Raw genomic sequence first — 13,545 nt, forward strand, 5'->3', positions numbered from 1 at the left:
CGAAGGATCAGCCATGCCCTCGCACCACTTCCGCACCACCTTCGACCGGCGTACGTTGCTCACCGCGAGCGTGGGCGTCGGCGCCGCCCTGGCCCTCGGCGCCACCTCCGCCGCCCGTGCCGCCGAGCCCCGCGCCACCCGTCGGCGGCTGTACGTCGATCCGGCGGGCCGCGGCGACCACACCACCGTCCAGGCCGCAGTGAACGCCACGTCCGGCGCGGGCTGGACGCTGGTCCTCGCCCCGGGGACGTACCGCGAGACGGTGACCGTCCCCGAGACGAGTGCCGGGCTCACTCTGGTCGGCGCCAGCGGCGACCCGCGCGACACGGTGATCGTGTACGACAACGCGGCGGGCACCCCCAGACCCGACGGGTCCGGCACCTACGGCACCAGCGGCTCGGCCACCACGACCGTGCGGGCCACCGGGTTCACCGCCCGCGCCATCACATTCGCCAACGACTGGCTGCGCGCCGACCACCCCGACTTCACCGGGACCCAGGCCGTCGCCCTGAAGGTGACGGGCGACCGCTCGGCGTTCTTCCGCTGCCGCTTCCTGGGCCACCAGGACACGCTCTACGCCGACACCGCGGACCTGGGCGCCTTCGCCCGGCAGTACTTCCGTGACTGCTACGTGGAGGGCGACGTCGACTTCGTCTTCGGCCGGGCCACCGCGGTCTTCGAGCACTGCCACTTCCACACGCTCACGCGCGGCGACCTGGCATCCGCCCCGTACGGCTTCGTCTTCGCGCCGTCCACCGCCGTCGCCAACCCGCGCGGCTACCTGGTCGCCCGCAGCCGGGTGACCAGCGGCGCCCCGGACGCGTACTACAAACTGGCCCGCCCCTGGGTCCCCAGCTCGGACACGACGGCCCGCCCCATGCTGACGGTGCGCGACACCCACCTGGGACGCGGCATCGACGCGGTGACCCCGTACGCGAACATGCGCGACGCCCACCCCTGGCAGGCCCAGCGGTTCGCCGAGTACCGCAACACGGGGCCGGGCGCGACCGTCACGGTCCCGGAGAACCGTCCCCAACTCACTGGCGCCGAGGCGGCATCGGCGACCCGCGCCGCCTACTTGGCCGGCTGGACGCCACAGGGGTGACAGCCGTACGGGCCGCCGGTGACCGGACGGTCGCCGGCGGCCCGTTCACCCGTCGTCCACTGGTAGCTGATGTCCGAGGCGCCGTACTTGCAGTACGTCCCGTCGGGGCCGCTGCCGGTCTCGTCGGGCTCGTCGCCCGAGCTGTTGCCCGTGTTAGCGGATACAGGGCTTGCGGGGCCCTAGGACGTGCGCGCGAAGTCGCCGCGTACGGCTGCCTTCCGGCCCGACGCGGTCGCCTCCGCCGCGTACGTGTCCTCGCCCGCGTCCCTGCCGCCCTCGGCGTGGTTGTACTGGCCCGCGAAGACGTGCTCGCCCGCCGGGACGGTGCGGCCCGCCTTCAGGGTCCAGCGGTAGACCAGTCCACCGCCCTGCTCCCGCACGGAGACGGTGAAGTCGTCGGCGGGCAGGGAGCGCCAGTTGCCCGTGTCGGTGACGCCGCCGGTCTGCGCGACACGCAGTTCGACGGTGAGCGCGGTGAGCGGTTTCCCGGTCTTGAAGGTGAGGGTGCTCTGCGCCCAGAAGTCGTTGCTCTGCGGGTCGATGGAGCCGTCGCTCCAGAGGTAGCCGTCCTCGACGCCCTCGGCGTCCGGCGCCACGCGCTGCGTGGCGGGCGGGGGCTGGGACTTCTTCGGCGGCCGGTCCGCGCCTTGGTCCTTGCCGCCGTCCGGAGTGTCCTTGGTGGCCTTGCCCGACGGGTGCGCGGGCTCGGCCGGTGCGCTCGGCCCGGCGTTCTCGTCGCCGCCGGCCGACGCGGAAGGGCTCGGCACGGACGAGGGCGCGGGGGCGGGGGGCGTGCCCACGGTGCCGGGCGGCGGGCTCTCGCCCTGGACGACGGAGGCGACGGCGTAGCCGCCGAGTGCGAAGACACCGGCCACGGCGGCCGTGGCACCCGCGATCCGCAGCCAGGGGGCGGGCCGCGGCAGCCTGCCGCGCGAGGAGGCACCGGGATCGACGGCGTCGCGCTCCATGCCGCGCTCGATCCGGGCGAGCATCCGTTCCCGGTCGGGTCGGTGCTCGGCCGCGGCGTCGCGCAGCTGCTTGCGTACGTCGTCCATCACTGCCTCCCTCCCACGAGTTGCGACGCGGCCCGGTCGCCCAGGAGCCGTTGCAGCTCCGCCATTCCCTTGGACGTCTGGCTCTTCACCGTACCGACCGATATCCCGAGGGTGAGCGCGGTGTCCTTCTCCGACAGGTCGAAGGCGTGCCGCAGGACCACACAGGCCCGCTTACGGAACGGCAGCGTACGCAACGCCTCCTGGACGTCGACGACCGCCGGTACGTCCGGGTCGTCGACGCCCTCCGCGCGCTGCCCCCAGAACAGGGCCACGCGGCGCCGCTCGCGGACGGCGCTGCGGATGCGGCTGCGCGCCATGTTGGCGACGACACCACGGGCGTACGCTGCCGGATGCTCGGCGGCGCGCACCCGGTCCCAGCGGTGCCAGAGCGCGACCAGGGCGTCCGCCGCGAGGTCGTCCGCGGCGTCCTTCTCGCCGGTCAGCATGTGGGCGAGGCGGGCGAGTTCGGCGTAGTGCCGCTCGAAGAAGTCATGGAACTCCGCGGCGGCTGCGTCGTCGACGGCTGTCCCCACGGGTGACCTCGTTTCTGTGCTTGCGCGGCTCCGCACGCGCGCCGGTGGCCCCCGTGCCGCCAAGTGCGGTGCGCGAGCATAGCAACGTCTGTGCGAGAGATCGAACAACGTCCGGAGACCCAATCAGGTCTGAGCCAAGCGATTTGGGGCCATCCGGGCCGGTTCAGGTACTGCGGGACCGGCGCCGCGTAGGGGCCGGTGTCGCGTACGTGGCCGTAGCGCACCACCCGGCGTGGCGGGTCCGGGGGTTGGGTGATGTCGCCGGTGATCTCGGCCCAACCCGTGGGCTCGACGACGAGGTTGTGGTCGGCGCCCCGCTCGTTCTGGCCGAGAGTGGCGAAGGGTCGGTACAAGCGGCAACCTTTCGCTCGCTCCGTGGCGACTGGGTCACGGCACTGTCTCTCTCCCCGCAGGAGCTTCCATGCCCGAGCACCCGTACACCGAAAGTCACCGCCGCAGGGGCCGAAGAGGCCGGCGGGCCCGCGGCCGGGTCCTGATCACCGCCGTCGTCGCGGGCGCGCTCGCCGCCGGTGGGCTCATCGCCCTGTCGTCCACCTCGTCCGCGGCCGCCACCACCCGGCAGGCCGAGGCGCTGGACCGAGGTGTGGTCAGCGTGCACACCACCGCCGGGAACCTGGTCAGCTGGCGCTGGCTGGGCACCGATGACGACGACGTGGCCTTCAACGTCTACCGGGGCGGTACGAAGGTCAACTCGTCGCCGGTCACCGGCTCGACGAACTACTTCCACGCGGGCGCCCCCAACAGCGCCGACTACACCGTGCGCGCGGTGGTCGACGGCAGCGAGCAGGGCGACTCCGTGCACGCGGTGCAGTTCCGCGCCGGCTACAAGGACGTGCCGATCACTCCGCCCGCCGGGGGCACGACCCCGGACGGCGTGGCGTACACCTACGAGGCGAACGACGCGTCCGTGGGCGATCTCGACGGGGACGGCGCCCTGGACTTCGTCCTGAAGTGGCAGCCCACCAACGCCAAGGACAACTCCCAGTCCGGCTACACCGGCAACACCATCATCGACGGCGTCAAGCTGGACGGCACCCGGCTGTGGCGGATCGACCTGGGCAGGAACATCCGCTCGGGCGCGCACTACACGCAGTTCCAGGTGTACGACTACGACGGCGACGGCAGGGCCGAGATCGCCACCAAGACGGCGGACGGCACCAAGGACGGCGCGGGCACGGTGATCGGCAGCTCGTCCGCCGACCACCGCAACTCCAGCGGCTACGTCCTGGCCGGGCCCGAGTACCTGACCATGTTCGACGGCCGCTCCGGTGCCGCGATGGACACGGTCGACTACGTCCCGGCGCGCGGCAGTGTCGCGGGCTGGGGCGACAGCTACGGCAACCGCGTGGACCGCTTCCTCGCAGGGACCGCCTATCTCGACGGCAGCAGGCCGTCGCTGATCATGGCGCGCGGCTACTACACGCGGTCCGTCGTCGCCGCCTGGGACTGGCGGGGCGGCGCCTTCACCCGGCGCTGGACGTTCGACACCAACTCCTCGACGAACACCGGCAAGGGGTACGACGGCCAGGGCAACCACAGCCTGTCGGTCGCGGACGTCGACGACGACGGCAAGGACGAGATCGTGTACGGCGCGATGACCGTCGACGACAACGGCAGCGGCCTGTGGACGACCAAGCTCGGGCACGGCGACGCCGGGCACGTCGGCGACCTCGATCCCTCGCGCACGGGCCTGGAGTACTTCAAGGTGTCCGAGGACAGCTCCAAGCCGGGCTCCTGGATGGCCGACGCCCGCACGGGGCAGCGGCTGTGGACCACGGCGTCCGGCTCGGACAACGGCCGTGGCGTGTCCGCCGACATCTACGCCGGTTCGGCCGGCGCCGAATCGTGGTCCGCGGCCGACAGCACCCTGCGCTCGCCGTCGGGTGCCTCGGTCGGCCGCGAGCCCTCCAGCATCAACTTCGTGAACTGGTGGGACGGCGACACCACCCGCGAACTCCTGGACGGCACCCGGATCGACAAGTACGGCACGGGCGGCGAGACGCGCCTTGTGACCGGGACGTCCGTGGCGTCCAACAACGGCACGAAGGCGACCCCCGCCCTGTCCGGCGACATCCTCGGCGACTGGCGCGAGGAGGTCGTGTGGCGCACGGCGGACAACAAGGCGCTGCGGATCTACTCCACTCCGCACGAGACGAGCACGAAGATCACCACGCTGCTCCACGACACCCAGTACCGCACGGCGCTCGCCTGGCAAAATACCGCCTACAACCAGCCGCCGCACCCGAGCTTCTTCATCGGCAACGGCATGGCGAAGGCGCCGCGTCCGACGATTTCCACTCCCTGAGGGGTGCGGGTCCACTTCGCGTACAGCAAGGTCGCGGAGCCCAGTAGTGGCTGACGCAGGCGCCGTTGTGGCTCTTCGGGACCTCGGTCAGCCCTTCGCGGGGCCGGGGCCCGAGCTGGCCCGCACCGTCAACTCCGGTGTGAGCAGGGCGACTTCGTCGACGTCCTGTCCGCGCAGCTTGGCGACGACGCGCTCCACGGCCTGGCGCCCCATCTCCTGTGCGGGGATGGCCACGGAGGTGAGGCGGACCGAGGCCTGGGTGGCGACCTGGTCGGGGCAGATGGCGATGACGGAGACGTCCTCCGGGATGGCGCGGCCCTGCTGGCGCAGGAGGCTCAGGAGGGGTTCCACGGCGGACTCGTTCTGCACGACGAAGCCCGTGGTGCCGGGGCGTTCGTCGGAGATCCGGGCCAGGGTCGCGGCCAGCGCGTCGTACGTCCCCTCGCAGGGCCGGTGCAGCACCCGCACGCCCAGTTCCCGGGCCCGCGCGCGCAGCCCGTCCAGAGTCCGCTCGGCGAACCCCGTGTGCCGCTCGTACACGGCGGGCGCCTCGCCGATCACGGCGATCTCCCGGTGGCCGAGCCCGGCGAGGTGCTCGACGCACTGGGCGCCGGTCGCCACGAAGTCGAGGTCGACGCAGGTCAGGCCCGTGGGGTCGGCGGGGAGGCCGATCAGGACGGCGGGCCGGTCGGTCTCGCGGATCAGCGGAAGGCGCTCGTCGTGCAGCTCCACGTCCATCAGGATCATCGCGTCGGCGAGCGCGCTGCCCTCGATGCGGCGGACCACGTCGGGGCCCTCCTCGCCGGTCAGGAGCAGGACGTCGTACCCGTGGGTGCGGGCGGTCGTGGCGACGGCGATGGCTATCTCCATCATCACCGGCACGTACATGTCGGTGCGCAGCGGCACCATCAGCGCGATGATGTTGGACTTGCTGCTGGCCAGGGCGCGTGCTCCGGCGTTCGGGTGGTAGCCCAGCTCGCGGATGGACTGTTCGACGCGGTCCTTGGTGGAGGCGGAGATGGACCGCTTGCCGCTGAGTACGTAGCTCACCGTGCTGGCCGATACTCCGGCGTGGTGGGCGACCTCGGCGAGGGTGACCATTCAGCTCTCCTGGGGAGGTCGTGAGGCGGTGGCGAAGCGCTTCGACTGGGGCCACCTCGACCCTAGAGGGACACCTGTGTACTGTCCATAGGTGTGTCGAAGCGCTTCGACTGACCTGGTCAGTCAGGGGAGTTGAAGTCCCCGTACACAATGCCACGCCCGTTCGTGGACACGTACACCCGCCCGTAGATCCGTGGATCGCCGGTGATGGCCGCGCCGGTCCAGCCCCACTGGTGGGCGTCGTCGTTGAGGCGCACCCAGGTCTTGCCGGCGTTCGTGGAGCGGAAGATGCCGCGCACGCCGTCGATCTTCGCGCTGGTGTAGAGCGTCTGGTGGCGGGAGCCGGGAGCGGCCTTGCCGAAGCCGATCGTGTCGGCCTCCTGGACGCCCTGGACACGGGTGAAGCTCGCGCCGGAGTCCGTCGAGTGCCACAGGCCGTACGTCCCGCCGGTCTTTCCGCCCGCGAGCCAGATGTCTCCCGCCTTGCCCGGTACGGCCTTGAAGCGCACCGGGCCCTCGGCGGGGAGCCCGCCTGCCGCCTTCGCCGTGAAGGTCGCCCCGCCGTCCTTACTGACGTAGAACGTCCCGGACTTGAAGCCGTAGAACGTCTTCGGGTGGGCCCGGTCGGACTCGACGACCGCGCCCTGCGGGATGCCGGTGGACGCCGTCCACGAGGCACCCCGGTCGCCGCTGGTGTGCACGCCCGTGCCGTCCGGGCTCCACACGAAGCGGCTGCCGTCGGCGGACGCGGCGACCGTGCCGCCGCCGGAGACCCCCGAAGGCTCCTTGCCCGCAGCCCAGTTGGCGCCGTTGTCACTGGAGAAGGCGATGCGCGGCCCACTGTCGAGCTGGCCGACGCGCACCACCGTGTCCGGGCGGGACTCGGCGTAGTCGAGGCTGGTCGTGGAGGTGAAGTTGGGCCCGGTGTACATCAGCGGCGGCACCTTGGTGACGTCCGTGTGGCGGAAGCCTCCGATGTCGCCGAGCGCGCTGAGCAGGGGCGCACCGGAGGGCGGCGCCGCGATGTCGTTGACGGCCGTCTCCTCCAGCCCCTTCACCATCGGGGTGATGGTGAACTTGCCGCCGCTGTCCCACTGCTGGAGGTTCCTGGTGCCGTAGACGGTGGCTCCGGTGCCATACATCATGCGATCGGAGTCGAAGGGGTCGATCTCCAGGGCCTCGGTCATCCAGCCCAGCTTCGGGCTCTGTTCGGGCGGCGACGGGTTCGCGCCCCACGACAGCCACGGCACGGAGGAGATGTCCATGGTGTAGCGGTTGGTGCGCTCGGGGTAGGCCCCGTAGCTCCAGGCGCCGGTCCAGCTTCCGCCGCTGTCGGTGGAGCGGAAGATCTGGGTGTCGGGGAACCAGGAGCTGTAGCCGGTGACCATGACGGTGCCCGGGTGCTGCCGGTCGACGGTCAGGCCGCTGTAGCCGTAGTAGGTGTCGGAGTCGGTGGCGGGGCTGATGTTCTTCCACGCGCCGGTGCCCGTCGCGTACCGCCACACCTGGCCCTTGCCGCCGTCGTAGGGGCCGCCCTTGTCGCTGTAGGCGAGATAGAGGTAGCCGTTCTCCGCGTCGAGCACGCCCTTGTGGGCGAGGTAGCCGGTGGGCTGGTCCGCGATGCGTGACCAGGTGGCGCCCGCGTCGGTCGAGCGGTAGACGGCGTTCTCCTTGTCGGCGACGCCCACGTAGACGGTCTTGGTGGGCGATCCCGAGGTGCCCGTCGACTCGTCGAACGTGACCCAGGCGATGCCCTGGTTGTCGGAGGCGTAGCCGGTGGAGTCCCCCGGGTCCTGCCGGTAGTTCCCGGGGTTGGGGAAGGCGGCCACCTCCGACCAGGTGGCGCCGGAGTCGGTGGAGCGCCACAGGCCGTGGCCGCTGGGCGCCCCGAGGTACAGCACGCGGTTGTCGTGCGGGTCGACGGCGAGGCGTTCGCCCATGCCGCGGCCCGGCATGTTGCCGCCGAGCTTGAAGGGCAGGTCGGCCTTCTTCCACGTCTCGCCCCGGTCGGCCGAGCGCAGGACGGCGCCCTTGCCCGGGTCCCAGTCGTTGGTGTACGTCCCCACCGCGGCGTACACCTTGTCCGGTTCGGCGGTGTCGGATGCGATGCTGACGACGCCGGTGTGGCCCCAGTCGTCCCAGCCCACCGAGTCGAGCAGCGGGGTCCAGCTCCGGGACGACTCCTGCCAGCGGTAGGCGCCGCCGATGTCGGTGCGGGCGTACGCGAGGTCCTTCTCGGCGCGGTTGAAGACGATGCCGGGCACGAAGCCGCCGCCGTCGATGCGGACGTTCTTCCAGGTGTACGCGGCGGCCTTCTGCCGGGTGTCGTCGGCCCCGGAGGAGGGTGCGGCCACCAGCAGCAGCCCGGGGATGAGGCAGAGGGCGCCGAGCAGCTTCCCGCCGCGCTTCGTGCGGCCGCTCACTCGGACCCCGTCCCCGGTTCGAGGAGCTCGGCGTACGCGCCCATGGCGAGCGCGATGTCGGCCTGCGCCCAGAAGCGGTGGTAGGTGAACTGCGGCGCCGCTCCCCCGGCGAGATACGCCTCGACCTTCGGCCAGTCGGGGTCGTCGCGGTAGAAGGAGCGGATGGAGGTGAAGTCGGAGGCGGAGTTGATGGAGTCGCCGCCTGGCATGGTGCCGCTCCAGCCGCCCGGCACGTACACGTCGTCGTCGAAGCGGTTGTAGTCGGCGCGGGTCTCGGGCACGGCGATGCCCAGCGGGTCCCGGTGGTGCTGCCACATGCCGTCCAGGAGCGCCTTGGCCGTGGTGGCGGCCGCGGTGTGGCCGGTGGCGGCCGCGTAGTACGTGAGGGTCTTGGCGTAGGCGGCGGCCACGCCCACGTCGTTGGTGCGGTCGACGACCGAGACGTGCAGTCCGGTGTTGGCGCCGGGGCTCGACGGGTTCCAGGTGTCGGGGGCTCCGGACCACTTCAGGGTCGAGGGGAAGGTGTAGGTGCCGTCGGCAGCGATCTTCGTCTCGGAGAGCGCCCACGTCACCCACTTGTCCATGACCGTCTTGGCGGCGGGGTCGTCGGTCTCGTGGAGGTACTCGGCGACCCGCTCCATCGACCAGGCCTGGAAGCCGAACCACTGGTTGGAGGGCGGGTCGTGGTAGACGGGCTTCTCGTCGTAGGCCATGCCGTAGAAGGTGGGGGTGCCGGCCGGGGGCTTCGCGTAGCGGCCCTGCCAGCTGTTGGTGGCGCCGCCCGCGATGGCGCCCTCGGCGGACTGCAGCCAGCGGTAGAACTCGATCTGCCGGGTCAGGCTCTTGGTCCAGTCCGCCTTGCCCGAGGCCGACTTGGGGGCGAGCGGGGCGTAGGAGCTGAGGGCGAAGGCGGCCAGGGGGTTCTGGTAGCCGCCGTGGCTGTGACTGGAGCCGATGCGCCAGGCCCAGCCCGCGGAGGTGTTGGTGGCGCCGCCCCAGGCGTAGTACCAGGACAGCAGGTAGTGCGAGCTGTTCTTGCCGCTGCCGGGGGCGCAGCCGGACGGGTCGGTGCAGTCGCCGATGGTCTTGAAGTACTTGTCGAACAGGGCGTAGCGCAGGTAGTCGCCCATCTTGGCCGCCTTGGCGACCGTCGCCGCGACGTCGGCCTGCTTGCCCTGGGCGGAGGCCCAGACGTGGGCCCAGTAGGCGGCCTGCACGGCGCGGGCGTCGGCGTCGGGGGCGTTGGTGTACTTCCACTGCTTGGCGTACGAGGCGTCGCCGGTGAACAGGTCGAGGTAGCCGTTCGGGCCGCCGTGCTCGAACTCGTCGCGGGTGGGGTGCGGGACGGTCTCCCAGACCGACTCCTGGGAGCCGCGCTGGAAGGTGTTGATGTAGACGGGGCCCGCGGCGTCGCCGCCGTAGCCGTAGACGTTGTCGACGTCCTGGAGCCAGTGCATGCCGTAGATGTCGTCGGTGTCGTAGGCGCTCTTCAGCTCGGCGGCGATCGGGTCGGCGCCGGCCTGGACCGCGGGGTCGAGGCGGGCGGGGTACTGCGCGGGCGTGTCGTGTTCGGGGGCGTACGTGGCTGGTTTCGCCGCATTGTAGAAACTGTTCGTCGGCTGGTCGGCATGGGTGGGGATCATGAATTTCTCCATGGTTTCCCAGGCAGCGTTGAAACGTGTCCAGTCGCCGCTGACCTTGCCGTACATCGCTTGCAGCCAGAGCAGATAGCTGTATGCCTCGGATGTCGTCTCGTGCCCGTGGTCGGGGGCTTCGACAATGAGGGTTTCGACGGAGTGGTACGGAATACCCTCCGGCGAGAAATAGCCGTTCGCGGAATCGGTGATCTTCGCGTAGAGGTCGAGGAAGCGCTGCTCGTACTCGGTGGCCGCCGGGGCGGCATGAGCGGTGTGACCTGCGGGGTTGAGGGCCACGATGACGGGGGCCAGGGCGGCTCCGGCGCCGAGCGCGAGCAGGTTGCGGCGGCTGATTTCCGGTCTGGGGTGCGGCCCTGAGCGGGGAGGGCGGGGGGAATCGGGGAATGCGGCCATGCGGGGATGTCTCCTGACGGCTCGATGGGGGGCGAGCTCCGCTTGGGGAGCGTGGGGAACCAGTGGGAGCGCTCCCAAAATTCAGCTGGACGGGCCCGATGTCAAGAGCCAGCACACGAAAGGGAGTTGTCGAATGAATTCGACAGCGGAGATCCGGGGAATCCGAGAAGCCCGCCAACCTTTCTGTTCTCGGCGGCGACTTCCTGCTAGCTTCCACGGCACCAGTGGGAGCGATTCCGGTTCGATCCGAGGAGCCGCTCATCCCCCGTCCCCCCTCACGTCTGTTCCGCATCCTGGCCGTGTCCGATGCCGACCGCGGGCGCGCCCGCGGTCGGCGTCGACACGGGCTGACCGGCACCGGCCCCAGGCGGCAACCTTTCCGTGGGCGAGCGGCGACTACGCGTCGCACCGCCCCCGTCCGACGCCCTCCGGGACGGAGAGCGTCGGACGGGGACATCCGCAGTCCCCCACCACCCGAGGAGACCGGAGTGAGCCGCACCCCCAGCCGCACCCCCAGCCGCACCCCCAGCCCCGCCTCACGCACTTTCCGGCGCAGAGCCCTCGTCGCGCTGCCCGCCGCCGCCCTGCTCGCCCTCATCCCGAGCAGCGCCACCGCCTACCCCAACCCCGGCCAGGTCACCGGCGACATCGTCGTGCACGACCCGACGCTGGCCCGCACCTCGTCGGGCAAGTACCTGCTCTACTCGACCGGCGACGGCCTGCAGCTGCGTACCTCCACCGACCGCGTCGCCTTCGGCCGCAACGGCTCCGCCTTCCCCACCCGGCCGGGCTGGTGGAGCAACTACAACTCCACCGGGGACGTCTGGGCGCCCGACATCTCGTACCACGGCGGCAAGTACCTGATGTACTACTCCGTCTCCTCGTTCGGCTCGAACAAGTCGGCCATCGGCCTCGCCGCGTCCACCACGGGCGAGCCCGGCTCCTGGACCGACTACGGCGCCGTGTACACCTCGACCACCTCCAGCGACTACAACGCCATCGACCCGAACCTCTTCGTCGACGACGACGGCAAGTGGTGGCTGTCCTTCGGCTCCTGGTGGACCGGCATCAAGATGATCCGGGTCGACCCCGCCACCGGCAAGCAGCACGCGGGCGACACCGCCCGGCGGTCCCTCGCATCGCGCCCCACCGGCACCAAGGCCGTCGAAGCGCCCTACATCGTCAAACGGGGCGGCTACTACTACCTGTTCGCCTCGTACGACACGTGCTGCGCGGGCACCAGCTCCACGTACAAGATCAAGGTGGGCCGCTCCTCCAGCGTCACCGGGCCCTACGTCGACAAGAACGGCGTCGGCATGATGAACAACGGCGGCACTCCGGTCCAGGAGACCCACGGCCGCTACATAGGCCCCGGCGGCCAGTCGATCCTGAAGGACACCGACGGCGACCTGCTCGTCTACCACTACTACGACGGCCAGGACAACGGCACCCCCAAGCTCGGCGTCAACCTCCTGAACTGGAGCTCCGGATGGCCCGTCGCCTACTGACCCTGCTGGCGGCCCTGTTCCTGGGCATCGCGGTGGCGCAGTCCGCGCCCGCCGCCGAGGGCCGCCCGTACACCAACCCGGTCAAGGCCCAGAAGGGAGCCGACCCCTGGATCTCCTACCACGCGGGCAACTACTACCTGGTGACGACGAGTTGGACCCACGTCATCACGATGCGCAAGTCGCCCACCCTGGCCGGGCTCGCCACCGCGCCCAGCGTGCAGGTGTGGGACGGCAAGACGGACAGCGCCGCGCGCTGCTGCAACATCTGGGCGCCGGAGCTGCACTTCTCCGGCGGCCGCTGGTACCTCTACTACACGGCGGGCCAGGACAGCTCCGAGTTCGGCTCGCAGCGCCTGCACGTCCTGGAGAGCAGTGGCTCCGACCCCCAGGGGCCCTACCACTACAAGAACCGGCTGCAGCACTCCTCGCAGAGCGGCTGGCTGATCGACGGCAGTGTCATGACCGTCGGCGGCAAGCTCTACCTGCTGGCCAGCGCCTGGCAGGGCAGCAACCAGAACGTGCTGATCGCGCCCATGTCCAACCCGTACACGGTCAGCGGCGCCTTCACCACCATCGCGTCGCCGACCCACGCCTGGGAGAAGGCGGGCTCGAACGTCAACGAAGGCCCCGAGGTGCTCCAGCGCGGCGGCAGAACGTTCGTGATCTTCTCGGCGAGCGGCTGCATGACCCCCGACTACAAGCTGGGGCAGCTCGAACTCACCGGCGCCGACCCGCTCGCCACCTCCTCCTGGACCAAGAAGTCCACGCCCGTCTTCCAGCGCGACGACGCGGCGGGCGTGTACGGCCCCGGCCACAACGGCTTCTTCAAGTCGCCGGACGGGACCGAGGACTGGATCGTCTACCACGCCAACGACTCCGCGTCCGACGGCTGCGACAACGGCCGGACGACACGGGCGCAGAAGTTCACCTGGAACGCCGACGGCACCCCGGCCTTCGGCAAACCGGCCGCCCTCGGGGCCACCCGTGCGGGACCCGCGGGCGAGAGCGCGGCCACCCCGGCGGCGTACACCCTCACCAATCGCAGCAGCGGGAAGTGCCTTGAGGTGGCGGGGAGTTCGACCGCCGACGGCGCCAACGTCCGGCAGTGGAGCTGCAACGGCGGCAGCAACCAGAAGTGGCGTATCGAGGACCGCGGCGACGACACCAGCCGCCTGGTGAACGTGGCGAGCGGCAAGGTGCTCGACACCGCCGACTGCTCCGCCGCCGACGGCGCCGATCTGCGCCAGTGGTCATGGCTGGACAACACCTGCCAGAGGTTCCGCCTCGTCACCACCGAAGCGGGCTGGGTGCGCCTGACCAATCAGGCCACCGGCAAGGTCGCCGACGTCGCCGACTGCTCGGCGGCGGACGGAGCCGACGTACGCCAGTGGTCCTGGCTGAATAACGGCTGCCAGCAGTGGCAGGTGAAGCCGGCCTGACCCT

General features: G+C 70.9%; 9 protein-coding genes and 1 pseudogene. 4 read left to right on the top strand and 6 right to left on the bottom strand.

All coding sequences use genetic code 11. The features are described 5' to 3' along the window. Positions 1 to 13: 13 nt before the first annotated feature. Positions 14 to 1,105 (top strand): pectinesterase family protein, encoded by a 1,092-nt coding sequence (locus ACIGXX_RS33875; RefSeq protein WP_399981440.1) that lies wholly within the window; start codon positions 14 to 16, stop codon positions 1,103 to 1,105. Between the two features lie 62 nt (positions 1,106 to 1,167). Here the strand turns inward: ACIGXX_RS33875 and ACIGXX_RS33880 are convergent. The 3 genes and pseudogenes from ACIGXX_RS33880 to ACIGXX_RS33890 all read right to left on the bottom strand — a co-directional run. Next, a pseudogene (locus ACIGXX_RS33880) lies at positions 1,168 to 1,257 on the bottom strand (pectate lyase); the annotation flags it as partial. A gap of 27 nt (positions 1,258 to 1,284) precedes the next feature. After that, entirely contained in the window at positions 1,285 to 2,160 is an 876-nt protein-coding gene (locus ACIGXX_RS33885) for a hypothetical protein (protein WP_399981443.1), read from the bottom strand. Next, entirely contained in the window at positions 2,160 to 2,693 is a 534-nt protein-coding gene (locus ACIGXX_RS33890) for a SigE family RNA polymerase sigma factor (protein ID WP_351157476.1), read from the bottom strand. The genes ACIGXX_RS33885 and ACIGXX_RS33890 overlap by 1 nt, the downstream gene beginning before the upstream one ends. Before the next feature lie 421 nt (positions 2,694 to 3,114). Between ACIGXX_RS33890 and ACIGXX_RS33895 the strand changes: the two genes are divergently transcribed. Beyond that, positions 3,115 to 5,019 (top strand): rhamnogalacturonan lyase, encoded by a 1,905-nt coding sequence (locus tag ACIGXX_RS33895; protein WP_399981447.1) that lies wholly within the window; start codon positions 3,115 to 3,117, stop codon positions 5,017 to 5,019. 87 nt (positions 5,020 to 5,106) lie between these two features. Here the strand turns inward: ACIGXX_RS33895 and ACIGXX_RS33900 are convergent, their stop codons facing one another. The 3 genes from ACIGXX_RS33900 to ACIGXX_RS33910 all read right to left on the bottom strand — a co-directional run bounded on the left by ACIGXX_RS33900 (position 5,107) and on the right by ACIGXX_RS33910 (position 10,594). Continuing rightward, complete coding sequence (locus tag ACIGXX_RS33900) at positions 5,107 to 6,120, bottom strand: LacI family DNA-binding transcriptional regulator (RefSeq protein WP_399981450.1); 1,014 nt, start codon at positions 6,118 to 6,120, stop codon at positions 5,107 to 5,109. 119 nt (positions 6,121 to 6,239) lie between these two features. Then, on the bottom strand, positions 6,240 to 8,543 hold the full coding sequence (locus ACIGXX_RS33905) for a xyloglucanase (protein ID WP_399981453.1): 2,304 nt from the start codon (positions 8,541 to 8,543) through the stop codon (positions 6,240 to 6,242). Then, entirely contained in the window at positions 8,540 to 10,594 is a 2,055-nt protein-coding gene (locus tag ACIGXX_RS33910; RefSeq protein ID WP_399981456.1) for a glycoside hydrolase family 48 protein, read from the bottom strand. Before ACIGXX_RS33910 ends, ACIGXX_RS33905 begins: the two co-directional genes overlap by 4 nt. A gap of 569 nt (positions 10,595 to 11,163) precedes the next feature. Here ACIGXX_RS33910 and ACIGXX_RS33915 point away from each other — a divergent pair. Together ACIGXX_RS33915 and ACIGXX_RS33920 are read left to right on the top strand one after the other, a co-directional pair. Beyond that, entirely contained in the window at positions 11,164 to 12,102 is a 939-nt protein-coding gene (locus ACIGXX_RS33915; RefSeq protein ID WP_399981705.1) for an arabinan endo-1,5-alpha-L-arabinosidase, read from the top strand. Next, positions 12,084 to 13,541, top strand: coding sequence for a family 43 glycosylhydrolase (locus ACIGXX_RS33920; RefSeq protein WP_399981460.1), 1,458 nt, complete (start codon positions 12,084 to 12,086; stop codon positions 13,539 to 13,541). The genes ACIGXX_RS33915 and ACIGXX_RS33920 overlap by 19 nt, the downstream gene beginning before the upstream one ends. The last annotated feature ends 4 nt before the right edge of the window (positions 13,542 to 13,545 follow it).

This window comes from Streptomyces sp. NPDC055243 (assembly GCF_044544025.1).
In the GTDB taxonomy this organism is placed as follows: domain Bacteria; phylum Actinomycetota; class Actinomycetes; order Streptomycetales; family Streptomycetaceae; genus Streptomyces.

Excerpts from the sequence above, each read along its gene's own strand:
- ACIGXX_RS33875 (WP_399981440.1), top strand. The coding sequence starts at position 14 with ATGCCCTCGCACCACTTCCGCACCACCTTCGACCGGCGTACGTTGCTC.
- ACIGXX_RS33885 (WP_399981443.1), bottom strand. The coding sequence starts at position 2,160 with ATGGACGACGTACGCAAGCAGCTGCGCGACGCCGCGGCCGAGCACCGA.
- ACIGXX_RS33895 (WP_399981447.1), top strand. The coding sequence starts at position 3,115 with ATGCCCGAGCACCCGTACACCGAAAGTCACCGCCGCAGGGGCCGAAGA.
- ACIGXX_RS33900 (WP_399981450.1), bottom strand. The coding sequence starts at position 6,120 with ATGGTCACCCTCGCCGAGGTCGCCCACCACGCCGGAGTATCGGCCAGC.
- ACIGXX_RS33910 (WP_399981456.1), bottom strand. The coding sequence starts at position 10,594 with ATGGCCGCATTCCCCGATTCCCCCCGCCCTCCCCGCTCAGGGCCGCAC.
- ACIGXX_RS33920 (WP_399981460.1), top strand. The coding sequence starts at position 12,084 with ATGGCCCGTCGCCTACTGACCCTGCTGGCGGCCCTGTTCCTGGGCATC.